This is a genomic window from Streptomyces sp. NBC_00597, assembly GCF_041431095.1.
Lineage (GTDB): Bacteria > Actinomycetota > Actinomycetes > Streptomycetales > Streptomycetaceae > Streptomyces.
The window spans coordinates 2547054-2572617 of the sequence record NZ_CP107757.1 but is presented as its reverse complement, the minus strand read 5'-3'; the positions used below and the strand labels follow the sequence as shown (position 1 = coordinate 2572617).

The window sequence follows — 25564 nt, the reverse complement described above, 5'->3', positions numbered from 1 at the left end:
GCACCGCAATGAAAGGCACTCTTCGTGCGTAAGAACATCAAGGCCACCGCCTTCGCCGCCGCCTCCGCCGCGCTCGCCCTCGGCCTCACCGCCTGCGGCAGCTCCTCGGACCCGTCCTCCACCAAGGCCGACGGCGGCAAGGCCGACGCGAGCAAGCCGCTCGTCATAGCGGCCTCCCCGAGCCCGCACGCCGACATCCTGAACTTCGTCAAGGACAAGCTCGCGGCCAAGGAGGGCCTCAAGCTGGAGGTGAAGGAGTTCACGGACTACGTGCTCCCCAACACCGCCACCGAGCAGGGCCAGGTCGACGGCAACTACTTCCAGCACAAGCCGTACCTCGACGACTTCAACAAGAAGAACGGCACCCACATCGTGCCCGTCGTGAACGTGCACCTGGAGCCCCTCGGCCTCTACTCCAAGAAGGTCAAGGCCCTCACCGACATCAAGGCCGGCCAGACCATCGCCGTCCCCAACGACACCACCAACGAGGGCCGCGCGCTCCAGCTGCTCGCCGCGAACAACCTGATCACCCTCAAGGAAGGCGCCGGCACCGGCGCCAAGTTGTCCGACATCACCGACAAGAAGGGCCTGGAGTTCAAGGAGCTGGAGGCCGCCACGGTCCCGCGCGCCCTGAACGACGTGGACGCCGCGGTCATCAACGGCAACTACGCCCTGGAGTCCAAGCTCTCGCCCGCCAAGGACGCGCTCGTCCTGGAGAAGGCCGAGGGCAACCCGTACGCCAACTTCCTCGCGGTGAAGGCCGGCAACGAGAAGGACCCGCGGATCGAGAAGCTCGCCAAGCTCCTCAACTCCGACGAGGTCAAGAAGTTCATCGAAGACAAGTACCAGGGCTCGGTCATCCCGGCCTTCGGCGCCCCGCAGGCCTGATCGCCACTGCTGCTCGGCCCCGTACCGCCCGCCGGGCGTGCGGGGCCGAGCGCTGCCCGCTTCCGGGCAACCCGGCCGCCACATCCCCCCGCCGATGCTGCATGCTGTGCCTACGGCCCGCACAAAGGTCCAGCAACGGCATGGAGCTGCGCATGACTACCACCTTCCCGGACGTCACCATCAGCACGGACCGGCTGGTGCTGCGCCCCTTCGACGGGGAGGACGTCAGCGCGCTCGCCGAGATGATGAACGACGAGCAGATCACCGCCTGGACCTCGGTACCGCACCCCTACACCCATGCCGACGCCCACGCCTGGGCCACCCGGCACTCCCACGCGGAGCGCACCGAGGGCAGGGGAATCGTCTTTGCTGTCGCCGAGTTCCTCACCCAGCGCCTCGTCGGCATCGTGCACCTCCAGAACACCAACTGGCGCACCCGCAGCACCGAGGTCGGCTACGTCACCGCACCCTGGGCCCGCGGTGAGGGCTATGCGAGCGAGTCCGTGCTCGCCGTTGCCCAGTGGCTCTTCCGCGACCAGGGCTTCGAACGCCTCGAACTGCGCACCGCCGCCGACAACACCGCCTCCCAGCAGGTGGCCCAGAAGATCGGCTGCATCAGCGAAGGCGTCCTGCGCAACGCGTGGATAGTGCGGACCCAGAACCCCGACGGCTCCTGGGCGGACACCCGCACCGACCTCATCGTCTGGAGCCTCGTCCCCGAGGACATCGAAGACATCGACGACGGGGACGGGTACAACGGCCACGAGGCGTACGGCCGGGACGGGTACGGCCGCGACGGCTTCGGATACGGCCGCGGAGCACAGGCGGACGCGAGCGGCTACGCCGTCGGCGCCGACTGGAGCTGACCCGATGACCAGGTAGTCTCACCGTGCCCGCCGCCCCTGCCGACGAAGCTTCGCCCGCCCCCACCCCAGGAGACTGACGACGATGGCCGACCGGGTCACGGTGATCGGCTGGGACGGCTCGCCCCTGACCGCGGCAGCCCGGTCCGCGCTCTCCGCCGCCACCCTCGTGGCCGGCGCCGCGCACCACCTCGCACTCCCCGAGGTCCCGCCCACCGCCGAACGCATCCGCCTGGGCAGCCTCGGCCTCGCCGCCCGCCGCATCGCCGGCCACCGCGGCACCGCCGTCGTCTTCGCCGACGGCGACCCCGGCTTCTTCGGCGCCGTGCGCACCCTGCGGGCTCCCGAGCACGGCCTGGAGGTCGAGGTCGTCCCCGCCGTGTCCTCCGTGGCCGCCGCCTTCGCCCGCGCCGGCATGCCCTGGGACGACGCCCAGGTCGTCGTCGCCCACCCCCGCACCCTGCGCCGCGCCGTCAACGTCTGCCGCGCCCACGCCAAGGTCGCCGTCCTCACCTCGCCGGGCGCCGGCCCCGCCGAACTCGCCCTGCTGCTCGGCGGGGTCCACCGCACCTTCGTCATCTGCGAGGCGCTCGGCACCGCCAAGGAACAGGTGACCGTCCTCACCTCCGACCGGGCCGCCGACCACAGCTGGCGCGACCCCAACGTCGTCATCGTCATCGGCGGACAGGCGTCCGTCGCCTCCGCCACCTCCTCCGCGGCCGCCGAACCGGCATGGCTCCTCGGCCAGAGCCCCGCCCAGAGCGGTCCCCGCGGCTGGGCCCGCACCCTGCCCGACGGTGGGGAAGGGGAGTCGGCGCAGCTGCGTGCCGCCCAGCTGGCCCGGCTCGGCCCGCGCACCGGCGACCTCGTCTGGGACATCGGCACCGGATCCGGCGCCCTCGCCGTGGAAGCCGCCGCGTTCGGCGCCGCCGTCATCGCCGTCGACGCCGACCCGCGCGCCTGCGAGCGCGCCACCGCCGCCGCCCGCCAGCGGGGCGTACAGCTCCAGGTCGTCGCCGGCCGCGCACCGCACGTACTGGAGGACCTCCCCGAACCCGACGTCGTCCGCGTCGGCGGCGGGGGAGCCGAGGTCGTCGCGGCCGTCGCCGACCGCCGCCCCGAACGTATCGTCAGCCACGCCTCCACCCGCGACGAGGCGGAGGCCATCGGCCGTGCGCTCGCCGAGGGCGGCTACACCGTCGAGTGCGCGCTCCTCCAGTCCGTGGGCCTGGACACCCGTACGTGGGGTGAACAGGACCGTTCCGTCGTGTTCCTCCTGGCAGCCGAACGCCCCGTGAACCGCTAGCGCGGAGGCCGGGGTAGGCTGGCCGATCGTCGTACTGACCTGGCCGTACTGCCCCGGTTTGACCTGGGGTGACGGCACCGCGAGACGCGCGACGTGGCGCAGTCCACAACGGACCGTCGCGGTAATGGCCGCCATGGTGGCGAACGGGCGCGACAATGCTTACTGGTTGTCGCGCAGGGCGTGCGGGAGACGGACGCGTCGCACGGCAGCCCGCACGGCAAAGCCGCCCGGCGGCCTCGTGGGGGGCCGGGCGATCGAAGAGGCAAAACCGATGGGCGAGGGGTACGCATGACTGACACCGGCCAGGTACCGGGCGAGGGTCTCCCGGACGACGCGGGCATGGTGGATCAGCAGGGCATTCCCGCTCCGGTCCAACACCCGGGCCCCGTCCCCACGCCCGTCCAGGGCGGCTACGCCTTCCAGGACCTCGTGGACAACCCGGCCGAGCAGGACGACGAGGAACTGCTGCTGATGCCGAGCGGCCAGGGCGCGTGGAGCGACCCGCAGGTCGTCCCGCAGGCGCCGGTCTTCCCCGTCGAAACCTCCTACGGCGACGCGCCCTACGTCGAGTACTCCGAGGCACCCGCCGCCTACGCGGAGCCCGCCTACCCCGGCTTCCCCGACCCCTCCTACGCCGACGCCTCGTACAGCGCCGGCGCGCACGAGGCCGGCGGCCGCGACTCCGGCGCGCTCGACCTCGGCGGCCTCGTGGTCCCGCCGGCGGCCGCCCAGGCGGCGCCGGCCGCGCCCGTCGCCCCGGCCGCGCCCGCCCGCCGGCCGCTGCACATGGGCCCGCCGGTGCCCGAGGCCACCGGCGGCGTCGTACGTTCCCTCGCCGACCGGGGTCCGGCCGCCGCTCCGGTCGCGCCCGCCGTGCCCGTCGCCGCCGCGGTGAGCGCGCCCGTGGCCCCGGCGGCCCCGGTGGCGCCCGTCGCCGTGGCACCGGTCCCGGTCCAGGTGGCCGGACCGCCGACCCTCGGCCCCGAGTACCTGGACGTCCCGCGCCCCGAAGCCGTCGCCGTGCCGGCCGCCCCGCAGCCCGGCGAGATCCCGCCGCAGGCCGGTGCGCCGTGGCCGGCGGAGCCGGTGCCGGCCGCGGTCCCCGAGCCCGTGGCAGCCGCCGGGGCGCCGGTGGCGGCGCCCGGGGTGCCCGTGGCCGTGGAAGCCCCCGCCGCCCCGGAGCCCCCGCAGCCGGAGCCCGCCCCGCAGCCCGCCCCAGAGCCGGTCGCGGTACCGGTCGCGGAGCCGGTCGCGGTACCGGTCGCGGAGCCCGAGCAGGTCGCCGCGGCGGAGCCCGAGCCCGTCGCCGTCGTCGAGCCGCAGCCCGTCGTGGCCGAGGCCGCGCCGGTCGAGGCGCTGGTGGCCGAAGCGCCCGTGGCGGCCCCCGCGCCCGTCGTGCAGGCTCCGGTAGCGGAGGTTCCGGCCCCCGAGCCGCAGCCGCAGCCGGAGGCCCTGCCCGCGGAAACGGTGGCCCAGGCCCCCGCGACCCCCGAGGTCGTCGAAGCAGCCGCCGTCACAGCCGCCGGGCCCGTCGCCGCGGAGCCGGCCGCTGCCGAGGGCCCGGTCGCCCCGGAAGCCGTGGCGGAACCCGTCGTCGAAGCCGTGGCGGTGCAGCCCGAGGTCGCTGCCGAACCCGCTCCCACGGCCCTGCCGGTGGCCGAGCCGGAGCCGGAGCCCGAACCCGCCGCGGCAGCGGCAGCCGAACAGGCGGCCGAAACGGTGGCCGAGCAGGCTCCCGAGGCGGCTCCCGAGACCGCCCCGCAGGCCGCTCCCGAGCCCGAGGCCGCCCCCGAACCCGCCCCGGAGCCCTCCGCGGGCGAGGCGGCCCCCGCGTACGCCGACGCCGAGCGCGAGGCCGTCCTGCGCGTCATGCGCGAGCGCCGCGACATCCGCAACGGCTTCCGCACCGACCCGATCCCGCACGAGGTGCTGCTCCGCGTCCTGGAGGCCGCGCACCACGCGCCCAGCGTGGGCCACTCCCAGCCCTGGGACTTCGTCGTCATCCGCTCGGCCGAGACCCGCCGGACGATGCACGAGCTCGCCCAGCGCCAGCGCGAGGCCTATGCGAAGTCCCTGCCCAAGGGCCGGGCGAAGCAGTTCAAGGAACTCAAGATCGAGGCCATCCTCGACACCCCGGTGAACATCGTCGTCACCGCCGACCCCACCCGCGGCGGCCGCCACACCCTCGGCCGCCACACCCAGCCGCAGATGGCCCCGTACTCCTCGGCCCTCGCCGTCGAGAACCTCTGGCTCGCCGCGCGCGCCGAGGGCCTCGGCGTCGGCTGGGTCAGCTTCTTCGACGAGCGCGAGATGGTCCGCGAGCTCGGCCTGCCGGAACACCTCGAAGTCGTCGCGTACCTGTGCGTCGGCTACGTCGACGAGTTCCCGGAGGAGCCCGAACTGGCGCAGGCCGGCTGGTCGCAGCGCCGCCCGCTGGCCTGGGTCGTCCACGAGGAGACGTACGGGCGCCGCGCGCTGCCCGGCGAGGCGCCGCACGACCTGCTCTCGGAGACGGTCGCCAGCATCCGCCCGCTCGACGCGAAGGCGCTGGGCGAGGCGTGGGAGCGCCAGAAGCGCATGACCAAGCCCGCCGGGGCGCTGGGCATGCTCGAAATCATCTCCGCACAGCTGTCCGGCCTCTCCCGGGTCTGCCCGCCGCCGATCCCGGAGCCGGCCGCGGTCGCGATCTTCGCGGGCGACCACGGGGTCCACGCCCAGGGCGTCACCCCGTGGCCCCAGGAGGTCACCACGCAGATGGTGGCCAACTTCCTGGGCGGCGGCGCGGTCTGCAACGCGTTCGCCAACCAGGTGGGCGCCGAGGTCTGCGTCATCGACGTCGGCGTCGCGGGCGAGCTCCCGGCCACGCCGGGCCTGCTCCCGCGCAAGGTCCGCCCCGGTACGGCCGACCTCTCCACCGGCCCGGCGATGACCCGCGAAGAGGTCGTCGCCGCCATCGAGGTGGGCATCGAGACGGCCCGCGACCTGGTCGCGGCCGGCAACAAGGCGCTGCTCACCGGCGAGATGGGCATCGCCAACACGACCGTCTCGGCGGCCCTCATCTCGGTCTTCACCGGAGTCGACCCGGCGGAGGTCACCGGCCGCGGCACCGGCATCAACGACGAGACGCACGCCCGCAAGGTCGATGTCGTACGGCGCGCGCTGGAGCTGCACCAGCCGGATCCGGCGGACCCGATCGGCGTCCTCGCGGCCATCGGCGGCCTGGAGCACGCGGCGATCGTCGGCCTCCTGCTGGCCGGGGCCTCGCTCCGCACACCGGTCATCCTGGACGGCGTCAGCGCGGGCGCGGCGGCCCTGGTCGCCCGGGCCATCGCCCCCGAATCGCTGTCGGCGTGCATCGCGGGCCACCGCAGTGCGGAGCCGGGGCACGTGGCCGCCCTGAACAAGCTCGGCCTGCGCCCGCTGGTGGACCTGGACCTGCGCCTCGGCGAGGGAACGGGCGCCCTGCTGGCCCTCCCGCTGGTCCAGAGCGCGGCCCGCGCTATGCACGAGGTGGCCACCTTCGACTCCGCCGGCGTCACGGAGAAGTAACCCGGAGACGGGGGGACGGAGGCAGCCGCCGCTCTGCGGGACCCCGCCCCCCACCGGGTCGTATCGTTGACCCGGACAGCGAAACCGCACGTCAGTAGCAGACAAGCCGCTCCAGCGCAGCAGCGGCAAGGACCCGCCGCACAGGAGCCCAACCGCCATGGCACACCCGGCACACCCCGCCTACCCCGTAGGACTCCGCCTCGCCGGCCGCCGCGTCGTCGTCATCGGCGGCGGTCAGGTCGCCCAGCGTCGGCTGCCCGCGCTCGTCGCGGCCGGCGCCGACGTCCTGTTGATCTCCCCCTCCGCGACGCCCTCCGTGGACGCCATGGCCGAGACGGGCGAGATCCGCTGGGAGCGCCGCCGCTACCAGGACGGCGACCTGGACGGTGCCTGGTACGCGCTGATCGCGACCCGGGACCGGGCCGCCAACGACGCCGCGTCCGCCGAGGCCGAGGCCCGCCGGGTCTGGTGCGTGCGCGCCGACGACGCCGAGGCTGCCACCGCGTGGACGCCGGCCACCGGCCGCGTCGAGGGCGTGACCGTCGCCGTCCTGAGCGGCAACGACCCGCGCCGTTCCGCCGCCGTGCGCGACGCCGTCATCGAGGGGCTGCGGGACGGCTCCCTGACCGGCGCCCGCCCGCACACGCCCGGCGTGGCCCTCGTCGGCGGCGGCCCCGGCGACCCCGACCTGATCACCGTCCGCGGGCGCCGTCTCCTCGCCGAGGCCGACGTGGTCATCGCGGACCGGCTCGGCCCGCGCGACCTGCTCGACGAACTCCCGCCGCACGTCGAGGTCATCGACGCCGCGAAGATCCCGTACGGCCGCTACATGGCCCAGGAGGCCATCAACAACGCCCTGATCGAGCACGCGAAGGCCGGCAAGGCCGTCGTCCGCCTCAAGGGCGGCGACCCGTACGTCTTCGGCCGTGGCATGGAGGAGCTCCAGGCCCTCGCCGAGGCGGGCATCGCCTGCACCGTCGTGCCCGGCATCTCCAGCTCCATCTCGGTGCCGAGCGCCGCCGGCATCCCGGTCACCCACCGCGGCGTGGCGCACGAGTTCACCGTGGTCAGCGGGCACGTCGGTCCCGACGACCCGCGTTCCCTGGTGGACTGGGCCTCCCTCGCCAAGCTCACCGGCACCCTGGTGGTCCTGATGGGCGTCGACAAGATCGGCCTGATCGCCGAGGCCCTGGTCCGGCACGGCCGCTCCGCGGACACCCCGGTCGCGGTGGTCCAGGAGGGCACCACCGCCACCCAGCGCCGCGTGGACGCCACCCTCGCCACCGTCGGCGAGACCGTACGGGCGCAGGAGATCCGTCCGCCCGCGGTCATCGTCATCGGCGAGGTCGTCAACGTCGGCACCCCTGCCGCCTGAAACACCCGTGCCCGGCACGGCCGTTGGCACCACACCCCGGACAAGGCAGTATCACCCTGTGGCTGATCTCATCACCGTCGAAGACCCCGACGACCCGCGCCTGCGCGACTACACGGGCCTGACCGACGTCGAACTCCGGCGCCGGCGCGAGCCCGAGGAAGGCCTCTTCATCGCCGAGGGCGAGAAGGTCATCAGACGCGCCAAGGACACCGGGTACGAGATGCGCTCGATGCTGCTCTCCGCCAAGTGGGTCGACGTCATGCGCGACGTCATCGACGAGCTCCCGGCCCCGGTCTACGCCGTCACCCCGGAGCTCGCCGAACGCGTCACCGGCTACCACGTGCACCGCGGCGCCCTCGCCTCCATGCAGCGCAAGCCGCTGCCGGCGGCCGACGAACTACTCGCGGCGGAGGGGACGGGCCACCGGATCGCCGTCTTCGAGGGATTCGTCGACCACGCCAACCTCGGCGCCGCGTTCCGCAGCGCCGCCGCCCTCGGCATCAGCGCGATACTGCTCTCCCCGGACTGCGCGGACCCGCTCTACCGGCGTGCGATCAAGGTCTCGATGGGGTCCGTCTTCTCGGTCCCGTACGCACGCCTGGACCAGTGGCCCGCCGACCTGGAGAAGGTCCGCGAGGCGGGCTACCGGATCCTGGCGATGACGCCGAGCGAGAAGGCCACGCCGCTGGACCAGGTCCCGCCGGAGCGCTTCGAACGCTCCGCGATCATGCTCGGCTCCGAGGGGCACGGACTGTCCACGTACGCGCTGAGGGCCGCCGACGAGTGGGTGCGGATCCCGATGGCGGAGGGGATCGACTCGCTGAACGTGGCCGCGGCCTCGGCGGTGGCCTTCTACGCCACCCGCCCGCCCCAGAGCCCGCTCCCGGCCCCGCCGGAGATCTAGAGCTTCTGGGCGGCGGCGATGCCCAGCGCGACGATCAGCGTCACCACGACGAACACGATCAGGCGCTGCCGCATCAGCCGGGGGTCCGGCCGTGCGGGGCGCCGCCCCGCTCCCGTCGTACGGGGGGCCGGGCGGCCGCCCGTACGCCCCGCCGTCGGCCGGGAGGACGGGCCGCCCGGGTTCCGCGAGGACGAGGGCCGCGCGTGCGGACCGCTGTGCGGGCCCTTGCCCGCACCGCCCTGGCTGCCGTGCCCGGGCCCGCCCTGTCCGTGACCCTGGTCCGGTGCCTGGGGCGCGGGCGTGCCGCCCGTACGGCGCTCCGTGCGCTGGTCGGCGTACGCATCGGCCCGCTCCGCCAGCCGCCCGGTGGGCCGCTCGGTCCGCGCCCGCTGGGCCGGCGGGCGGCCGTCGGACAGCCCCTGCGCCTCGCGGGCCGCGATCTCCTTGAGCCGCATCGACAGCTGGAGCGTGCTGGGCCGCTCCTCGGGATCCTTGGCCAGGCAGGCCTGTACGAGGGGCGCGAGCGCGTCCGGAACCCCGACCAGATGCGGTTCCTCGTGCACCACCCGGTACAGCATGACCTCTGAACTGCCGTGCCCGAAGGGCGAGTCGGCGGTCGCCGCGTAGGCCAGGGTGGCGCCCAGCGCGAACACGTCGGTGGCCGGGGTGACCGCGGCGCCGCGCACCTGCTCGGGAGCGAGGAAGCCGGGGGAGCCGACGGCCGTGCCCACATGGGTGAGGGTGCTCGCACCGGTGGCCCAGGCGATCCCGAAGTCGATGATCCGCGGGCCCTTGGGGGACAGAAGAATGTTCGAGGGCTTGAGATCGCGATGGACGACCCCCGCCTCGTGCACGGCGACCAGTCCTTCGGAGAGCGCGGCCCCGATCGCGGCGATCTGCGCGGCCGTGAGGGGGCCTTCCTCGGCCACCTTGTCGTGCAGCGACGGGCCGGGCACGTACTGCGTGGCGAACCACGGCCGCTCCGCCTCCAGGTCCGCGGCCACCAGGCGCGCGGTGCACCCGCCGCGGATCCGCCGGGCGGCGGACACCTCGCGCGCGAAGCGCGAGCGGAACTCCTGGTCCTCGGCCAGATCCGGCCGGATCACCTTGAGCGCGACACGCTGTCCGCGCCGGTCCGATCCCAGGTAGACCACGCCCATGCCGCCGGCGCCGAGCCGCCGGTGCAGCCTGAACGAGCCGACGACACGCGGGTCCTCGCGCCGGAGCCGCATCATCGCCATGTCCACCCCGCTGACCGGTCGTCCTGTTGACGTGCCACAGCTTACGGACGATCCGCCACGAGCGCTCAGAGGCCGCGCCCTCGCCGGAAGATTCGATCGTCAGTGCGGCACGGCCCACTTGAGGGTTCCTCACCCGCACGGACCCCTGTCCGCAAGGCACTTGCCGGTACGCCCAAACGGCCCTCGCCCCAAGGGGATTGGGGCGCCGGTAAGGGTGGTGCGCCGGGCGCGCGCCGGCCGCGGGTGCGTGCGCCGGGCGGCCGCGCAGGGTGGATCTTGTGCGTACCCCGTCGGCAGACACGCATGCGCGGGGAGTGACGGAAGTGAGCGAAGTCACTACCCTCCGGTCATCCCCTCCGGGAAGACCCCCAGGGCGGGGGAGCGGTCTCCACCCAGGGGAGTACGCGCGGGGTGGCCCCGTCATCCTCCCGGAGGCCTGCCAAGCGGTACGAGGGCAGGACGCCAGGGGCCTTCCACGCACCTAGTGTTGAAGACAAGCGGCGGGTGGCGCACTCGTCCCCCGAGGTCACGAGCCCGCCGCTGCCAACCGACAGGGAGAGGGTCATGGCGGACATCACGCGGCACGGACGCAAGGCATTCGCGTTCAACGGCCATGAGTCCGGCACCCGCCATCCACTGGTGGCCGCGGCCATGGTGCTCCCCCTGGCCGCCCTCCTGCTCTTCCTCTTCGGAGGATTCGACCAGGTGGCGGCACAGGCGTCGTCCGTGGGCGTGATGCTGGGGCGCTGAGCGGCGCCCCAGGTCCGGGAGAGCGGCCCGGGCCGGGACATCGGCCTGTCGAACCCCGTGGGGACGGGGGCGCGACGGACGGCAGGAGAAGGGTGCTGCCCGTACGACTGGGGAGTCGGACGGGCAGCACCCTTTTTCATGCCCGCGGGTGCGTAACCTGCTCCAGAGACGCCAGTGACGGGAGCAGCGGAGCCGCGATGAACCAGGAGCCACTGCCCGCCGCCCTCGCGGCGTACGCCGGCGCGGGGGAGCACGGCACCCCGTACGAGCTGCTCGCCGAACGGGAGGACGGGACCGTCGTGCGCTGCGGCGACGTGGTCGCCAAGGCGCACGCCGGGGACAGCGACCGCGAAGGCCTCGCCGTACGGATGAGGATCGCCGCGGACCAGGCGCTGGCCGGCGTGCTGCTGGCCCCGCTGCACCCCGAGGTCGGCTTCCTCGCGGGCCGCCCCGTGTCCCTCTGGCCGTACGGGGCCCCGGTCGACCCCGAGCGCCCGGGGGACGCCCCCTGGGAGGCGGCGGGGCGGCTGCTGGCGGCCCTGCACCAGGTGCCCGTGCACCGGCTGCCCGGCCCGGTCCCGCCGATGCGCGGCCCGGCCAAGCTGGCCCGGGCCCTGCGCCGCCTGGACCGGGCGACGGCTTGGGGCCGGGCGGGCGGTCCGGCGGCCCGGACGGCCGCTCCCGCGGCCCCTGCCGGGGGTCCCTCGGCCACCGGCGTCGCAGCGGTCACCGCCGGGGCCGCCGGGGTCCGGAGCACCTCCGGGGCGCGCAGCGGGCCCGCCCTCGTGCCCGGCCCCGCCGAGGGCCGCCCCGCCGGTGACCTCGTCCGGGCCGCGGCGCGGACCCTGCCCGCCTGGGTGCGGGGGGAGGCTCCGGCGCCCCGGGGCGGGGCGCTGTGCCACGGGGACCTGCACCTCGGGCAGTTGGTCCGGGGGCCCGGCCCCGACGGGGGTTGGCGGCTCATCGACGTCGACGACCTCGGCATCGGCACTCCTGCCTGGGACCTGGCCCGGCCGGCCGCCTGGTACGCCGCGGGCCTGCTCGACACCAGTGCCTGGGTCACCTTCCTCGACTCCTACCGTGCCGCCGGCGGCCCCGCGGCCGGGCCGCCCGGCTCCGACCCCTGGCCGGAACTGGACCTCGTGGCCCGGGCACTCACCGTGCAGACCGCCGCCCTCGCCCTTGCCAAATCGGCAGAAAACCACCGCCGACTCGACGATGTGGAACGACTGATGGTGGAATCCTGTGCCCGAATTGCCTCCCTCCCGCCCGACTTGGAGGAGAAGGGTCCGTCGTAGGGTGAGCTTCACGCCACCGGGCATGCATCCGGTGTCGAAGCAGACGGCGAGGAGTTGATCCGGTCATGCAGTGTCCGAAGTGTCACGCGATGATGCACACCTACAACCGCAACGGTGTCCAGATCGAGCAGTGCAGCGGCTGTCGCGGGATCTTCCTCGACTACGGCGAGCTGGAGGCGCTGACCCGCATGGAGTCCCAGTACACCGCCGGCCAGTACGGCCAGGTCCCGCCGCCGGCAGCGCCCCCGGCCCCCTACCCGGTCCAGCACGCCGCCCCCGCGCCCGCCTGGGGCGCCCCGCACCACGGCAGCCACGGCCACCACGGCCACCACAAGGGCGGCTTCGCCCGGATGCTCTTCTCCTCCTGAGGCGCCCCGGGGCCCCGTTCGCCGGGGCCCCACCCGCTCCCGGCAGCGCAGGAACCCCAACGCAGAAGCCCCGGCCGTCGAAACGGCCGGGGCTTCCGGGTGGTGCGCGATACTGGGATTGAACCAGTGACCTCTTCCGTGTCAGGGAAGCGCTCTCCCGCTGAGCTAATCGCGCGGGACCGCGGTACGAAACCGCAGGTGGTGCGTGTACTGCGTGCGCGATACTGGGATTGAACCAGTGACCTCTTCCGTGTCAGGGAAGCGCTCTCCCGCTGAGCTAATCGCGCGGGGGTCCTTGCGGACCAGTGGACGATACTGGGATTGAACCAGTGACCTCTTCCGTGTCAGGGAAGCGCTCTCCCGCTGAGCTAATCGTCCTTGGAGGTGGAGACGGGATTTGAACCCGTGTAGACGGCTTTGCAGGCCGTTGCCTCGCCTCTCGGCCACTCCACCATGGAGCTGCAGGGGTTCTCGGGAAGATCCCCCACTTCGAGCGGACGACGAGACTCGAACTCGCGACATCCACCTTGGCAAGGTGGTGCTCTACCAACTGAGCTACGTCCGCAGGTCACCGTGTTCGCTCCGGGGTTTTTCCCCTTCGCTCCCTGGCGACGTGTTGAACTCTAGCGGATTCCCGGGCCAGCTCAAAAACGCGTTTCCGCAGCGTGCTGCCGCTCGATCACCACCGGTCACCCCACCGGCGCCGCGGCGTCACCGGTCTTAGACTCGCAGCCGTGCACGACCTGCTCCCCCTGGCCCGCTTCGGCGGCCTCCTCGCGACCGACCTCCGGGACGTCACCAGCGACCCCTGCGCCCTCGACTCGGCGGGCTTCTGGGCGGTGTCCGCAGACTTCGAGGGGCAGCTGGTCTGCGCCCGCTTCGGTGACGTACGCCCCGACCCCGTCCCGGCGCCCGTCCCCGGAGCCTGGCGCGGGCCCGCCGCCGACCAGTGGTCCTCCTCACTGGACCGCGCCGCCTACACGTCCGGCGTACGCCGGATCCGCGAGTACATCGCGGCCGGCGAGGTCTACCAGGCCAACCTGTGCCGCGTGATGTCCGCGCCGTTGCCCGACCCGGACCGCGCCGACGTGGACGCCCTCACGGCGCTGCTCGCGCGCGGCAACCCGGCCCCGTTTGCAGGAACGATTCGCCTCCCGGCTCACGGCGTCGAGATCGCCACCGCGTCCCCCGAGCTGTACCTGCGCCGGGCCGGCCGCCACGTGGAGTCCGGCCCCATCAAGGGCACCGGTCGCACCGCCGCCGACCTCCTGCCCAAGGACCACGCCGAGAACGTGATGATCGTGGACCTCGTACGCAACGACCTCGGCCGGGTCTGCGCCACCGGCTCGGTCGCCGTCCCCGAGCTGTGCGCCGTCGAGGAGCACCCGGGCCTGGTCCACCTCGTCTCCACCGTGACCGGCGAACTCGCCGACGGTGCGGGTTGGCCCGAGCTGCTCGCCGCGACGTTCCCGCCGGGCTCCGTCACCGGCGCGCCCAAGTCCTCCGCCCTGCGGATCATCGAGGCGCTGGAGACCGCCCCCCGCGGCCCCTACTGCGGGGGCATCGGCTGGGTCGACGCCGACCGCGGCACCGCCGAGCTCGCCGTCGGCATCCGCACCTTCTGGATCGACCGCCAGTTCCCGAGCGGTCCGCGCCTGCTCTTCGGTACCGGCGCCGGCATCACCTGGGGCTCCGACCCCGAACGCGAATGGGCCGAGACCGAACTGAAGGCCGCCCGCCTGCTCCGGGTAGCGTCGGGAGCCCACGAGGTGACCGGCACCCCTGGGTGAGCGGAGGGATCGTACGGTGAGGATCTGGCTCGACGGAGCGCTGCGGGACGCCGACGGCGCACGGGTGTCCGTGTTCGACCACGGACTGACCGTGGGCGACGGCGTGTTCGAGACACTGAAGGCGGAGCGCGGTACGGCCTTCGCGCTCACCCGCCACCTGGACCGGCTGACCCGCTCGGCCCGCGGCCTCGGACTGCCCGACCCCGACCAGGACGAGGTGCGCCGGGCCTGCGCGGCCGTCCTGGAGGCCCATCCGATGCCGCTCGGCCGGCTGCGCATCACGTACACGGGCGGCATCTCCCCGCTCGGCTCCGACCGCGGGGACAACGGCCCCACCCTGGTCGTGGCCGTCGGCGAGACCACCCGCCGCCCGGACACGACCGCCGTGATCACCGTGCCCTGGGTCCGCAACGAGCGCTCCGCCGTGGCCGGACTGAAGACCACCTCGTACGCAGAGAACGTCGTCGCGCTGGCCGCCGCGGCCCGGGAAGGGGCCTCCGAGGCCCTGTTCGCCAACACCGTCGGGCGGCTGTGCGAGGGCACCGGCTCCAACGTCTTCGTCGTCCTCGACGGAGAGCTGCACACCCCGCCCGTCGCCTCGGGCTGCCTCGCCGGAATCACCCGGGCCCTCGTCGTGGAGTGGGCCGGGGCCAAGGAGACCGACCTGCCCTTCGAGGTGCTGGCGCAGGCCGAGGAGATCTTCCTGACCTCCACGCTCCGCGACGTGCAGGCCGTCCACCGGGTCGACGGGCGCACGACGGCGGCCGCGCCGGGGCCGGTCACGGCCGAGGCGATGCGGATCTTCGACGCGCGCGCAGGCGACGACCTGGACCCGTGAGGCGCCGGGCGTGAGGCGTGGGACGGGCGGGACCGGGGCGCCGGCTGCGCCCGAACCGCCCGTTTATTGGCTGTCGCAGGTGGCCGCAGGGCGGGTAGAACTCGATTTGATGACCACCACCCTGCGGCCGAGCGGGCCGCTTCAGCAGAGCACCGGGGGCGCGCGGTCGCGCCCGTACGAGATCCGGGTCAACAGCAGGCGCGTCGGTGCGCTGCTGGTCGCCTGCGACACGCCCTTCGGGCCGACCGTCGGCGAGATCCGCGACCTCGCCGTCGACGAGCCCGACCGGCGGCGCGGCCGCGCCACGGTCGGGGCGCTCGCCGCCGAGGAGGTGCTGCGCGGTTGGGGCTGCCGCCGCGTCCGGGCCTCCGTACCCGCCGCGTCGGCGGGCGGACTGCGGATGGCGCAGGCGCTCGGGTACACCGAGTACAGCCGCAACATGGCCAAGGACCTCCCCGCGGAGCCGCCCGAGCTCCGCGAAGGGGTCGTCGGCCGGCCCATGACGGAGGCCGAGTACGAGGTCTGGATCGTCGAGGCGATCGACGGCTACGCGGCGGACTGGACCAGCCGCGGCCTGTCCGAGGAAGCGGCGCGGGCCAAGTCGGTGGCCGACCACGAGCGCCAGCTGCCGCACGGCCTGGCCACCGAGGGCGCCACCCTGTGCGTCCTGGAGGTGGGGGGCGCGCCCGTCGGCCACGTCTGGGTGGCGCCTTCCGGGGAGGGCGCGTACGTCTTCGACGTCGCGGTCGCCGAGGAGCACCGCGGCCGGGGGTACGGACGGGACCTGATGCTGCTCGCCGAACGGGCGGCCCTCGCCGGCGGACACCGCGTCCTCGGGCTCCACGTCTTCGCAGGCAACACCCCGGCTCTGCGGTTGTACGAATCCCTCGGCTACCGGACGACCGACGTCAACTACGCCAAGGACCTCCTCTAGCCGTTGTCGGCGGCGAGCAGGCGGTCCGCGATCTCCTCGATGCGGGCGCGCAGGCCCTCCTGGCTCTTGCCGCCGTCGAGACGTTCGCCGTCGATCACGTACGTCGGGGTGCCGGTGACGCCGATGGCCTTGCCCTCGGCCTGGTCGGCGTCGACGATCAGGATGTGCCGGCCGTCGATCATGGCGGTGTCGAGCTCCTCGACGTCGAGGCCGAGTTCACGTGCCACGTCCAGGAGTACGGCCTCCCCGCGCTCGCCGAGCTCCGCGGTGCGGGCGAGGACGGCCTCCACGTACGGCCACGCCCGGCCCTGCTCCGCGGCCTCCTCGGCCGCCTGCGCCGCCGCGAAGGCGTGCTTGTGCTTGTCCAGGGGGAAGTGGCGCAGCCGGATGTCCAGGCGGTCGCCGTAGCGGGCCCGCAGGGCGCGTACGTCGTCCAGGGCGCGGTGGCAGTCCGGGCACTGGAGTTCGCACCAGACGTCGAGGATCACGGAATCGGTCATGTGGCCAGTGTCCCAGCCGCCGGGCGCCGCCACCGAAACGCACCCCCCGACCCACCCCCCTGAGGAGGAGGGGCGACCCCGAGATCTCCCGGAGATCGGTGCCGGATCCGCTGCCGACATGGCCCGTACGGCGCCGCCCGGTGCAGGATGGAAGGGACGCAGTGCCCATCCCTGGAGGACCGCATGCTTGCCGAGACCATATGTTCCGCGGTGTCCGTGGCGGGCCTGGGGATCGCCGCGGTGACCGCGTACCGCAGGCGTTTCCTCGCTGCCACGCGCATCGCGGCGTACTCGCTGGTGCCGGTCGCCCTGGTGATGACGGGCCTCGTGGAGTGGGTGTCCGGGATCGTGTTCAACCCGACCGTGTGGGCGGGCTTCGGCCTGCTCGGGCTGTCCTGGGTGCTGTTCATGACCACGCGGGCCGTCGAGCGCCGCGGCCTGGGTGCGGGGGAGGAGCCCGAGAAGGCGGCGAAGGGGAGCCGGCGACAGGAGGCCGTGGCCCCGGCCGCGTCCGCCCCCTCGCTGGGCCAGGGTGAGCGTCCGCAGCCGGCCTCCCGCCCGGGCGCAGCCCCCGCCACTCCTACGGATGACTTCTCCGACATCGAAGCGATTTTGAAGAAGCACGGCATCTGAGGTCGGGGCGCACTATCGCCGCGAGCCTGACAAGAAGGGGTGAACTCCCGCGCGAACCCTGGCGTGTTGAGGACCCGATGCGGGCGCACTGCGCCATCATCGCCCGGACATGCTCGACACATCGCAGGGTGAGCCGCCGGTTCGCGCGCCGGCCCCGGACCCCGCCCCCGTTGCCGAGGAGCCGAGAGGCTGCCTCTTCGCGCTCTCGCAACCGCCCTTGATGATCTTCCTAGGGGTGATCGGCACCCTGCTGCTGCTGGCCGCCGTGCACGACCTGTTCCTGCTCTGACGATCCCGCGTCGGCCTCCTTGCGCCGGGCCCGGTACGCCGCCACGTGCAGCCGGTTCCCGCAGGTCCGGCTGTCGCAGTAGCGGCGCGAGCGGTTGCGGGACAGGTCCACGAAGGCCCGCCGGCAGTCGGGGGCCTCGCAGCGGCGCAGCCGCTCCTGTTCGCCGGAGACCACGATGAAGGCCAGAGCCATGCCGCCGTCGGCCGCGAGGTGGTCGCCCAGCGAGGCGCCCGGCGCGAAGTAGTGCACGTGCCAGTCGTAGCCGTCGTGGTCGGTCAGCTGCGGGGTGGTGCCGGCGGTCGCCACCAGCTCGTTGATCAGCCCGGCCGCGGTCCGCGGGTTGGGCGCACCGAAGACCTGGGCGAACTTGCCGCGGACGGTGCGCACCCCGGCGAGGTCGCGGGCGCCTAGGTCGCCCACGTCGCTGATCTCGTACTCGCGTACGAATTCGCGCAGCGAGCCGATGTCGGCCAGTCCGTCGGGCTGCTCCGCCTCCGCCGTGGTGTTCACCAGCGCGACGACGACGTCGAGCGCGCGACGGGTGTCGTGGGGAATCTGCACGAGGGTCGCTCCCTGGGGGCCGGGCCTGCGGCGACGGGCCAGTGCCGCCGCTGGGGGCCGACTCTAGCCGCCCCCGGGCGGCACCGGGAGGTGCCCCGGCGGCGACTGCGTCACGCACACCGGCGCCGCCCTCGCGGACGGCTTCCGCGAGAACAGCGCCGGCACTGCCTTATGTGGGTTTTCGTCCAGCCGGCACCGTCGCCCCGAGTCGGACGGTGCACAGTGGCTCCCGGCGCATGCCGGGAGGTGCTCCCTGCGAGCCTGGTTCAGCTTTCGGCCAGGATGTGGGAGAGCTCCTTGTCGAGGTCGAAGTGCCGGTGTTCGGTCCCGGGTGGAACCGCGGCGTCCGTCCGCTTGAGGAACGATTCGAGTGCGCGGGCGGGTGCTTCGAGCAGTGCTTCTCCCTCCGGTGAGCTCAGGGCGATGCAGACGACGCCCTGACCGTGGCTGCGGGACGGCCAGACGCGGACGTCTCCGGTTCCGGTGGGCCGGTGGAGGCCCTCAGCGAGGAGGTCTCGGGCGAAAACCCACTCGACCGTCTCCTCGGCGCCGGTGTGGAAGGTGGCGTGCACGGCGTAGGGATCGGCCGTGTCATACCGCAGGCCCGCCGGAACAGGCAGTGAGGACTCGCTCGACACAACGAGGCGCAGGTGCAGCTCGCAGCTGACCGTGGTGTTCATAAGCGCCAGGGCCTTTCGCTCAGTGTGCGCTCGGGGATTCGCACGTCGGCGAAATCGACATGCCACCTACGGTGCCGTTGTAAACCCCTCTGACCGTTTTGCGGACCTCTGGGTCCCTCCAACGGCGGATCCAAACCACCATTCACGTGTGCTTCCGGCTCCGGTAGATTCGGGGTCATGAATACGGGGAGTGACCGCGGGACCCAAGAGTCCGCAGCAGAGTCCGCAGCCGACGGCACGACCGAGCACACCACGGAAGCAGCGCCGCACGTATCGAAGGCTCCCGCCTTCATCAAGTCGCGCCGCACCCTGCACCTGAGCTGGCAGGTCGGCGTCTTCGTCGTCGGCCTCGCCGTCATCGGCGCCGGCGTAGCCATGCTCGTCCTGCCCGGCCCCGGCTGGGTCGCGATCTTCGCGGGCCTGGCGATCTGGGCCACGGAGTTCGCCTGGGCGTCGCTCGCGCTGCGCTGGACCAAGCGGAAGGTCACGGAGGCGGCGCAGAAGGCGCTGGACCCGAAGGTCCGCCGCCGCAACATCATCCTGACCAGCGTCGGGCTCGTGATCGCCGGCGCGCTGATCGGCTTCTACCTGTGGAAGTACGGCCTGACGATGCCCTGGGACCTCAAGGACCAGTGATGGTCCGGAACCACCGCTGACATGGGGTAATGTTTGCGGTGCGTCCGGGCGATTAGCTCAGTGGGAGAGCACTTCGTTCACACCGAAGGGGTCACTGGTTCGAACCCAGTATCGCCCACCCGGACCAAGGGCCCGGAGACTTCACCGTCTCCGGGCCCTTGGCATTTCGTGCCTCCCCGGCCGTCAGCCGAGCCGGCCGAGGGCCGCCCGCAGCCGCCGCGCGTCCCGCAGCCGCTTCTCGTACGTCGCCCCCACCACCAGGAGCAGCAGTCCCGCCAGTGCCGGCGGCAGCCAGCGCGGCAGCGCGTCGACGACCTGGACCACGTACGGGGCCAGCTCGTGCACGGCCACCGCCGCCAGGGCGGCGCCGCCGAGCAGCAGCGGCGCCTGGAGCCTGCGGTGCGCGCCCAGCAGGGTCACCGCCAGCGCCGCCAGCCCCAGCAGCAGCGGCCGCAGCCAGTGCGCGTCGCCCCAGGCCGCGATCAGGCTCGGCAGCAGCGTCGCGCCCAGCCCCGGCCCGTACGCGGCCCAGGACGAGGCCCGCGCGTCCCGGCGGCGGCGCAGGAAGCCCACCGCGAGCGCCGCCGCCGTCACCGGCAGCGTGTACGCCTCCGGCACCTGCACCCCCGAGGCCGACAGCCGGATCCACGTCGCCGCCACGAACAGGACGCCGGCCGCCCAGCCGAGCCCGCGCCGCTCCGCCCGTACCGCCGCGCCCGCGCAGACCACCCCGGCCAGCGCGCACACCAGCGCCGCCAGTGCCGGCTCCCGGGCCGCGAGGAGCAGCGCCACCGCGCCGACCACGGCCGCCGCGACCTCCGTCGACAGCCGCACCCGTCCCAGGCGCGGCCCGGCCGTCGCCACCGCCGCCGGGACCGCCAGGAGCGGCAGGGCCCACCAGGACACCGCGAGCCCCCACAGCGCCCCCAGGGCCGCCGCCACGCCCGCCGCGTACACGACGGCCAGCGCTGCCGCGCCGGCCCGCACGGGCAGCGCGCCGCCCTTGTGCGCCGCACCCGCCGCGCAGCCCGCACCCAGCAGGGCGAACACCACGAACGTGGCCGTACGACCGTCCAGCGCGGCCACCGACACGTTCAGTGCCCCCACCGTGGCGCACACCGCGGCCGCGTACCTCGGGCCGCGGCCGATGCCCAGCGCACACACCCCGGCCGCCGCCGTCGCCACCAGCTGGGCCGCAAGCACTGCCGCCACCGGCAGCCCGCACACGAGCGGCGCCGAGAACAGCCCCGCCCAGCCGAGCACCACCGCGATCACCCCCGGCTCCGGCCGCGGCAGCACCCGGGCCAGCCACCCGGCGGCCCCCGCCGCGACCAACAGCGTCACCATCGCCGCCGGACCCGCCCCGTCCGTCTCGCGGGGCGGGGGCGTCGCCGCCCACACCTCACCCAGCACTCCGACCCGCAGCCCCAGCGAGCCGAGCGCGGCCGCCAGTGCCGACAGCGACGCCAGTGCGGCCACCCCCGCCCCGGCCCGTGCCAGACCGCGGCGGACCGCCACCGGGAGCGCGGTCGCCCGTACCGCCGCCAGCAGCGGCAGCGCGAGCAGCAGGACCGCCACCACGGTCCAGTCCCGCGACAGCTCGGGCCGGGCCGGGCCGCCGAGGGCCGCCACCCCGGCGAGGCCACCGACGACAGCGGCAGCCGTCGCCGAAGGCTCCCGCCAGGCCACTGCGACGCCCAGCGCCGCACAGCCCGCCACCAGCAGTGCCGGACCGGCCGCGGCGGCCGCCGAACCGGCCGACACCATCTGCGCCAGACCCGTCAGGAGCGCCCCCGACGCCAGGACGGCCGCGCTCACCGCCGCCGGTGCGGACGCCGACACCCGCGCGCGGACCCCGGGCACCAGCAGCACGAGCGACGCGTCCAGCGCCGCCGTCGCCAGCACCGCCCAGCCGACCCCCACCGGACCCGCCCCCGAGGCCACCGCCGCCAGCGGCAGCGGAAGCTGCGCCGTCAGCACCGCCGCCGGCAGCGGGACCACCAGCCCCGGCAGCACGCGGGCGTACCCCGCCCACAGTGCCGCCAGCACGGCCGCCGCACCCGCCGCGTACGCGGTGGCGTCGACCCCCGTCGCGGTGACCGCGTACACCGCGTACGCGTCCAGCACCGTCAGCAGCAGCGCCACCGCCGCCACCGACTCGGCCGTCGACCGCAGCCCGCGGCGCAGCAGTACCGCCGGAGCGCCCAGAGCGGCCGCCGTCACCACGGCCAGCACCGCGCCGCGCCCGGCGATCCCCAGGGACCCCCAGCTGACCAGCGTGAACGCTAGCGCGGCCACCGCGAGCAGCACCGCGCCCAGCGTCAGCAGCACGTTCTGCGCACCCGGGGCCGAAGCCTCCTTCGCGCGGGCGGGAGCGCTGGGAGCCGACGTGACGGGACCCCAGGCGTGCGGCGCCGGCAGCCGCAGCAGCCAGTCCCGCCGCGCCAGCAAGTACAGGCGTCGGGCGTCGAGTTGAGCCAGTTCCCGGTCGATGAGCGCCAGCTCGCGGTCGGGCGGGAGGGGCGGGACGGGTGGTGGAGGTGCCATGTTCCGGAGTGTGGTGCCCGTCACGCCGTCAGGACATGGGCGTGCGTACTCAGATCCGACCTGAGTACGCACGGATGCGCCCGGGTGTGCCCGGGCGTCCACGGGAGGGTGGTTGTGGGGGAGCGGGCACCGCACGATGGGCTGCCGGTCCAGACTGGAGCCATGGACCACAGCCGTCTGGACCGCTGGAACCGCTACCGCTTCCGCAGCGTGTGGGACCTCGACGCCCCGCCCGCGCGCGTCTACTGCGCACTGGAGCGGACCGGCGACTACCCCCGCTGGTGGCCCCAGGTCCGCGCCGTCGAGCAGATCGACGGGCACAGTGGCACCCTGCACATCCGCTCCGTCCTCCCGTACGAGCTCCGCATGACCGCCACCGAACTGCTCCGCGATCCCCGTCGCGGCCTCCTGGAGGCAGCCCTGCACGGCGACGTCGAGGGCTGGGCGCGGTGGACCGTACGGGCCCGCCGGGGAGCCGGCGGGCGCGGGACGCGGGTCTTGTACGAGCAGGAGGTCGAAGTGTGCAGCCCCCTGCTGCGGCGCCTCGCCGTGCCCGCGCGGCCAGCGTTCCGGCTCAACCACGCCCTCATGATGCGTGCCGGCCGGCACGCTCTCGCGGCCCGGCTGGCGGCCCGGCCGGAAGCGGTTTGAACCAGACCCCGTGCCTCTTGTATTGTTCAACCCGTTCCCGGGCGATTAGCTCAGCGGGAGAGCACTTCGTTCACACCGAAGGGGTCACTGGTTCGATCCCAGTATCGCCCACCGGGTCAGGCCGGTCCGTCTCACGACGGGCCGGCCTTCCGCACGTCCGGGGCCCGTTGCGCTACGCCGCCGCCCCCAGCTCCGGCCGTAGCGGCCAGTGCGGATCCACCGCCTCCGGCGTCCCCTGCCGCGCGAACCACGCCTGCAGACCGCGCGCCTGCGCCGCGTGCCACACGGTCTGGAGCGTGTGCAGCTCCGCCGGGGTCAGCCGCTCCAGCCGCGCCGCGAACCGGCGCCCCACCGCCCGTACGACCTCCAGCGAAGCCAGCGCGTCCGCCGCGGCGTCATGCGCGCCCTCCAGCTCTATCCCGTAGTGCGCGCACAGGTCCGTCAGCGTCCGGCGGCCCTTGCGGTACCGGTCCAGGTGCTTGTCCAGCACCCGCGGATCCAGCACCGTCAGCGGCCGGTTGTCCAGATAGCGCGCCAGCGTGGACGCCCGGTGCCGGCGCAACTCCCGGTCCAGCAGCGTCAGGTCGAACGGCGCGTTCATCACCACCACCGGCCGGCCCGCCACCTGCTGCTCCCCGAGCGCACGGGCTATCTCCTCCACGACCGGCGCCGGCCAGCGCCCGTTGCGCTGGAGGTGGTCGTCGGTCAGCCCGTGCACTTCCGTGGCGCCCGGGGGCACCGGGATGCCGGGATTGACCAGCCAGCGGGTGGAGCGGACGCGGCCGCCCGCACACTCCTGCACGATGAGAGCGGCGGACACGATCCGGTCCTGCTCCACGTCCACCCCGGTCGTCTCCGTGTCGAATGCGGCCAGTGGCCCCTCGTACCAGCGCGTCATGGCGAACTCCTCGTCCCCGATCGGCAGATGGGGCGCCCCCGGGCGCCACCGCCTCGGAACGTGCCCCCTGCCCGAATCGGTGATACCCGGCCTGTTTGCGCCGTACGCCGTTTGCGGCCCCCCTGGTACGGAGACAACTTCCCTGGGGGACCGCACACATGACCGGTCATCACCCAATCCACCCTCATTCGGCAGAGCCCGGAAGGCATGGGGAGCCGGCCATGGCGCTCGCGCAGCCCGAACCGGGCGGGATGCTGCAAGGGCGGACCGAGCCGCGGATCGAGCCGCGGACCGGACCGCTGCGCGGCACGCTCGCCACCACCGCCTGCATGGAGACCCTCCAGGTGGGATACCTGCACGCAGTCGCCGCCGCGGCCGGCTGCTCGCTCTCCCAGCCCTTTCCGGACAACGGCATCGACTGGCAGGTCAACCACGGCGCGCCCGAGCACGCCGTCGACGACGAGGTCACCATCAAGGTGCAGCTGAAGGCGACCTACCAGATACCGCCCAGACCGGCGGGGCCCACCTTCGCCTTCACCCTCGACAACGAGCACCTGGTGAAGCTGGCCCGCACACCTGTCGCCGTCCACAAGATCCTCGTCGTGATGCTCGTCCCGCGGGACCGTGACCAGTGGCTCGCCGCCGGCCACGACCGGCTCGACCTGCGGCACTGCTGCTACTGGACCAACCTCGCCGGGCACCCCGTGACCGGCCGGCGCCGGACCACCGTACGGATCCCGACGACGCGGATCTTCGACGACCGGGCGCTGTGCGAGATCATGACCCGGGTCGGGTCGGGAGGGACACCCTGATGCAATGGCACTCACCGAACCTCGAACCGCTGACGTCCCCGTCCGAGTACGGGGACTTCTCCGACTCGGGGACCCCCGATCCCGCACACGTCGACCCGGCCGTGCTGGGCGCCCTGCTGCGCCGGCACGGCTGGCAGCGCAGGGGCGGGGCCGCGGGGCGGTACGGGCGCTGGACGCCGCCGACCCCCCACGCGGCGGCCGGCGCGGGCACCAGCCTGCTCGTCCCGGAGAGCCGGGCCTTCCCCGACAGCTGCGACCTGCTGGAGGAGGCGCTGACCGCGCTCTCGCGCAGCGCGCTGCCGTCCGCGCGGGAGGTGCTGTACGGACTGAGCGTGCCCAGCGACGAGATCCGCTGGGACCGGCGGATCCCGGAAGGCCCCGAGGGCCCGTACGGACCCCACGGCGCGGCGGCCTGGACCGTACAGGAGCAGCTCCGCTCGGCCGCCCGCCAGCTCATGCTGGCCGGGGCCCTCGCCGACCGGGCCAGGGCCGGGTACTACGGCGCCCGGTACCGAGGACGGGCCGAGCGCGCCCTGGACGGGGTCCTGGTCGGGCCGGCCCCCGGCGGGCGCAGGCTCACCGCGTACGTCCCGGTGGACGGCGGGCGGGGGACCGTGACCCGGCTGCACCACGCCCTGCACGCCGCGCGGGAGGCCGTGGACTACCGGCGGGCCACCGGCGGCATGGAAGCGTTCGACGCGGCGATCGAGGCCGGGGTCAGCCGGGAGCTCGCGGACGCCCTGATCGCACTGGTCCGCGGCTCCGAGGGAGTGCGCATCGCCCTGGCCTGGGCCCCTACGGCCGGGGTTCCGGCGGGGTGCGCGGCCCGGCCGGAACCGGTCGAGTTCTCGCCGGGGGACCTGCCCGTGCTCCGCGAGGCGGCGGCGCGCTACACCCGGGACGAACCGGCCGTGGCCGTGCGGCTGGCCGGCGCGGTGGTGCGGATGCGGCGCTCGGCCCCGGGCGGCGGGGGCACGATCCGGCTGCGGGTCCTCGCCGGGGCGGAGATCCCGTACGTACGGGCGGTCCTGGACGAGGAGGCGTACCGGGTTGCGGGGCACGCGCATCTGGTGGGGGTGCCGATCCGGGTGAGCGGGCGGCTCCAGCGCCGGGGCGGCTTCCGCCGGCTGACCGACGCCACCGATGTGACCCCGGTCCCGCTGGACGAGGTCGAGCGGGACCGCCTGATGAAGTCGCTGGACGAGGCCCTCGACCCGACGGACGTCCTTCCGACGGACGATTGACGGGGCCGG

Annotated in this window: 24 protein-coding genes and 7 tRNA genes; 20 read left to right on the top strand and 11 right to left on the bottom strand. The window is 74.1% G+C overall.

The window, feature by feature from the left end; all coding sequences use genetic code 11:
- Positions 1–24: 24 nt before the first annotated feature.
- From OG974_RS11345 to OG974_RS11320, 6 genes are all read left to right on the top strand, one after another.
- The gene (locus OG974_RS11345) at positions 25–888 is read left to right on the top strand and encodes a MetQ/NlpA family ABC transporter substrate-binding protein (protein WP_327282569.1); all 864 of its coding nucleotides are present in this window, start codon (positions 25–27) and stop codon (positions 886–888) included.
- A 152-nt stretch (positions 889–1040) separates the two neighbouring features.
- Entirely contained in the window at positions 1041–1754 is a 714-nt protein-coding gene (locus OG974_RS11340) for a GNAT family N-acetyltransferase (protein ID WP_327282568.1), read from the top strand.
- A gap of 82 nt (positions 1755–1836) precedes the next feature.
- Positions 1837–3057 (top strand): precorrin-6y C5,15-methyltransferase (decarboxylating) subunit CbiE, encoded by a 1221-nt coding sequence (gene cbiE / locus OG974_RS11335; protein ID WP_327282567.1) that lies wholly within the window; start codon positions 1837–1839, stop codon positions 3055–3057.
- Between the two features lie 288 nt (positions 3058–3345).
- A complete protein-coding gene (gene cobT / locus OG974_RS11330) occupies positions 3346–6606 on the top strand; it encodes a nicotinate-nucleotide--dimethylbenzimidazole phosphoribosyltransferase (RefSeq protein WP_371646342.1) in 3261 nt (1086 codons plus the stop codon).
- Positions 6607–6763: 157 nt separating this feature from the next.
- On the top strand, positions 6764–7981 hold the full coding sequence (gene cobA / locus OG974_RS11325; protein WP_327282565.1) for a uroporphyrinogen-III C-methyltransferase: 1218 nt from the start codon (positions 6764–6766) through the stop codon (positions 7979–7981).
- A gap of 58 nt (positions 7982–8039) precedes the next feature.
- Complete coding sequence (locus OG974_RS11320; protein ID WP_327282564.1) at positions 8040–8885, top strand: RNA methyltransferase; 846 nt, start codon at positions 8040–8042, stop codon at positions 8883–8885.
- Here the strand turns inward: OG974_RS11320 and OG974_RS11315 are convergent.
- Entirely contained in the window at positions 8882–10132 is a 1251-nt protein-coding gene (locus OG974_RS11315) for a serine/threonine-protein kinase (RefSeq protein ID WP_327282563.1), read from the bottom strand. The two genes, OG974_RS11320 and OG974_RS11315, sit on opposite strands and share 4 nt — an antisense overlap.
- A 558-nt stretch (positions 10133–10690) precedes the next feature.
- On the opposite strand from OG974_RS11315, the gene OG974_RS11310 reads away from it, so the two are divergent.
- The 3 genes from OG974_RS11310 to OG974_RS11300 all read left to right on the top strand — a co-directional run bounded on the left by OG974_RS11310 (position 10691) and on the right by OG974_RS11300 (position 12542).
- A complete protein-coding gene (locus OG974_RS11310; RefSeq protein ID WP_030157329.1) occupies positions 10691–10876 on the top strand; it encodes a hypothetical protein in 186 nt (61 codons plus the stop codon).
- A 197-nt stretch (positions 10877–11073) separates the two neighbouring features.
- The gene (locus OG974_RS11305; protein WP_327282562.1) at positions 11074–12174 is read left to right on the top strand and encodes a phosphotransferase; all 1101 of its coding nucleotides are present in this window, start codon (positions 11074–11076) and stop codon (positions 12172–12174) included.
- A gap of 65 nt (positions 12175–12239) precedes the next feature.
- Complete coding sequence (locus tag OG974_RS11300; RefSeq protein ID WP_327282561.1) at positions 12240–12542, top strand: zf-TFIIB domain-containing protein; 303 nt, start codon at positions 12240–12242, stop codon at positions 12540–12542.
- Positions 12543–12642: 100 nt separating this feature from the next.
- Here OG974_RS11300 and OG974_RS11295 read toward each other — a convergent pair.
- The 5 genes from OG974_RS11295 to OG974_RS11275 all read right to left on the bottom strand — a co-directional run bounded on the left by OG974_RS11295 (position 12643) and on the right by OG974_RS11275 (position 13107).
- Positions 12643–12717: transfer RNA gene (locus OG974_RS11295), tRNA-Val, on the bottom strand.
- Between the two features lie 40 nt (positions 12718–12757).
- Positions 12758–12829, bottom strand: a tRNA-Val gene (locus OG974_RS11290).
- A gap of 19 nt (positions 12830–12848) precedes the next feature.
- Positions 12849–12920 (bottom strand) — tRNA-Val (locus OG974_RS11285).
- Position 12921: 1 nt separating this feature from the next.
- Positions 12922–12995, bottom strand: a tRNA-Cys gene (locus OG974_RS11280).
- A 39-nt stretch (positions 12996–13034) separates the two neighbouring features.
- A tRNA-Gly gene (locus tag OG974_RS11275) sits at positions 13035–13107 on the bottom strand.
- Between the two features lie 169 nt (positions 13108–13276).
- Between OG974_RS11275 and OG974_RS11270 the strand changes: the two genes are divergently transcribed.
- The 3 genes from OG974_RS11270 (at position 13277) to OG974_RS11260 (ending at position 16104) form a co-directional block, all read left to right on the top strand.
- On the top strand, positions 13277–14332 hold the full coding sequence (locus OG974_RS11270; RefSeq protein WP_327282560.1) for a chorismate-binding protein: 1056 nt from the start codon (positions 13277–13279) through the stop codon (positions 14330–14332).
- A gap of 16 nt (positions 14333–14348) precedes the next feature.
- Positions 14349–15170, top strand: a complete 822-nt coding sequence (locus OG974_RS11265) for an aminodeoxychorismate lyase (RefSeq protein WP_327282559.1) — start codon at positions 14349–14351, stop codon at positions 15168–15170.
- Between the two features lie 109 nt (positions 15171–15279).
- Complete coding sequence (locus tag OG974_RS11260; RefSeq protein ID WP_327282557.1) at positions 15280–16104, top strand: GNAT family N-acetyltransferase; 825 nt, start codon at positions 15280–15282, stop codon at positions 16102–16104.
- Here the strand turns inward: OG974_RS11260 and OG974_RS11255 are convergent.
- A complete protein-coding gene (locus OG974_RS11255) occupies positions 16101–16604 on the bottom strand; it encodes a DsbA family protein (protein WP_327282556.1) in 504 nt (167 codons plus the stop codon). The two genes, OG974_RS11260 and OG974_RS11255, sit on opposite strands and share 4 nt — an antisense overlap.
- Positions 16605–16787: 183 nt before the next feature.
- Between OG974_RS11255 and OG974_RS11250 the strand changes: the two genes are divergently transcribed.
- Together OG974_RS11250 and OG974_RS11245 are read left to right on the top strand one after the other, a co-directional pair.
- On the top strand, positions 16788–17237 hold the full coding sequence (locus OG974_RS11250; RefSeq protein ID WP_327282555.1) for a hypothetical protein: 450 nt from the start codon (positions 16788–16790) through the stop codon (positions 17235–17237).
- 109 nt (positions 17238–17346) lie between these two features.
- Positions 17347–17526: a hypothetical protein gene (locus OG974_RS11245; protein WP_082410120.1), complete on the top strand. Its 180-nt coding sequence runs from the start codon at positions 17347–17349 to the stop codon at positions 17524–17526.
- On the opposite strand, the gene OG974_RS11240 is transcribed toward OG974_RS11245, so the two are convergent.
- On the bottom strand, positions 17467–18087 hold the full coding sequence (locus OG974_RS11240; RefSeq protein WP_327282554.1) for a CGNR zinc finger domain-containing protein: 621 nt from the start codon (positions 18085–18087) through the stop codon (positions 17467–17469). The two genes, OG974_RS11245 and OG974_RS11240, sit on opposite strands and share 60 nt — an antisense overlap.
- Before the next feature lie 266 nt (positions 18088–18353).
- On the bottom strand, positions 18354–18767 hold the full coding sequence (locus tag OG974_RS11235) for an SsgA family sporulation/cell division regulator (protein WP_030011909.1): 414 nt from the start codon (positions 18765–18767) through the stop codon (positions 18354–18356).
- Positions 18768–18944: 177 nt separating this feature from the next.
- Here OG974_RS11235 and OG974_RS11230 point away from each other — a divergent pair, with 177 nt between their 5' ends.
- Complete coding sequence (locus tag OG974_RS11230; RefSeq protein WP_327282553.1) at positions 18945–19403, top strand: TIGR02611 family protein; 459 nt, start codon at positions 18945–18947, stop codon at positions 19401–19403.
- A gap of 46 nt (positions 19404–19449) precedes the next feature.
- Positions 19450–19521, top strand: a tRNA-Val gene (locus OG974_RS11225).
- 65 nt (positions 19522–19586) lie between these two features.
- Here the strand turns inward: OG974_RS11225 and OG974_RS11220 are convergent.
- Entirely contained in the window at positions 19587–21950 is a 2364-nt protein-coding gene (locus tag OG974_RS11220; RefSeq protein WP_371646336.1) for an SCO7613 C-terminal domain-containing membrane protein, read from the bottom strand.
- Positions 21951–22112: 162 nt separating this feature from the next.
- On the opposite strand from OG974_RS11220, the gene OG974_RS11215 reads away from it, so the two are divergent.
- A complete protein-coding gene (locus OG974_RS11215) occupies positions 22113–22601 on the top strand; it encodes an SRPBCC family protein (protein WP_329313035.1) in 489 nt (162 codons plus the stop codon).
- Between the two features lie 39 nt (positions 22602–22640).
- Positions 22641–22712, top strand: a tRNA-Val gene (locus OG974_RS11210).
- Positions 22713–22773: 61 nt separating this feature from the next.
- Here the strand turns inward: OG974_RS11210 and OG974_RS11205 are convergent.
- Entirely contained in the window at positions 22774–23499 is a 726-nt protein-coding gene (locus OG974_RS11205; protein ID WP_327282551.1) for a 3'-5' exonuclease, read from the bottom strand.
- Positions 23500–23720: 221 nt separating this feature from the next.
- Between OG974_RS11205 and OG974_RS11200 the strand changes: the two genes are divergently transcribed.
- Both OG974_RS11200 and OG974_RS11195 read left to right on the top strand, forming a co-directional pair.
- Positions 23721–24311, top strand: a complete 591-nt coding sequence (locus OG974_RS11200) for a DUF4365 domain-containing protein (protein ID WP_327282550.1) — start codon at positions 23721–23723, stop codon at positions 24309–24311.
- Entirely contained in the window at positions 24311–25555 is a 1245-nt protein-coding gene (locus OG974_RS11195) for a hypothetical protein (protein WP_327282549.1), read from the top strand. The genes OG974_RS11200 and OG974_RS11195 overlap by 1 nt, the downstream gene beginning before the upstream one ends.
- The last annotated feature ends 9 nt before the right edge of the window (positions 25556–25564 follow it).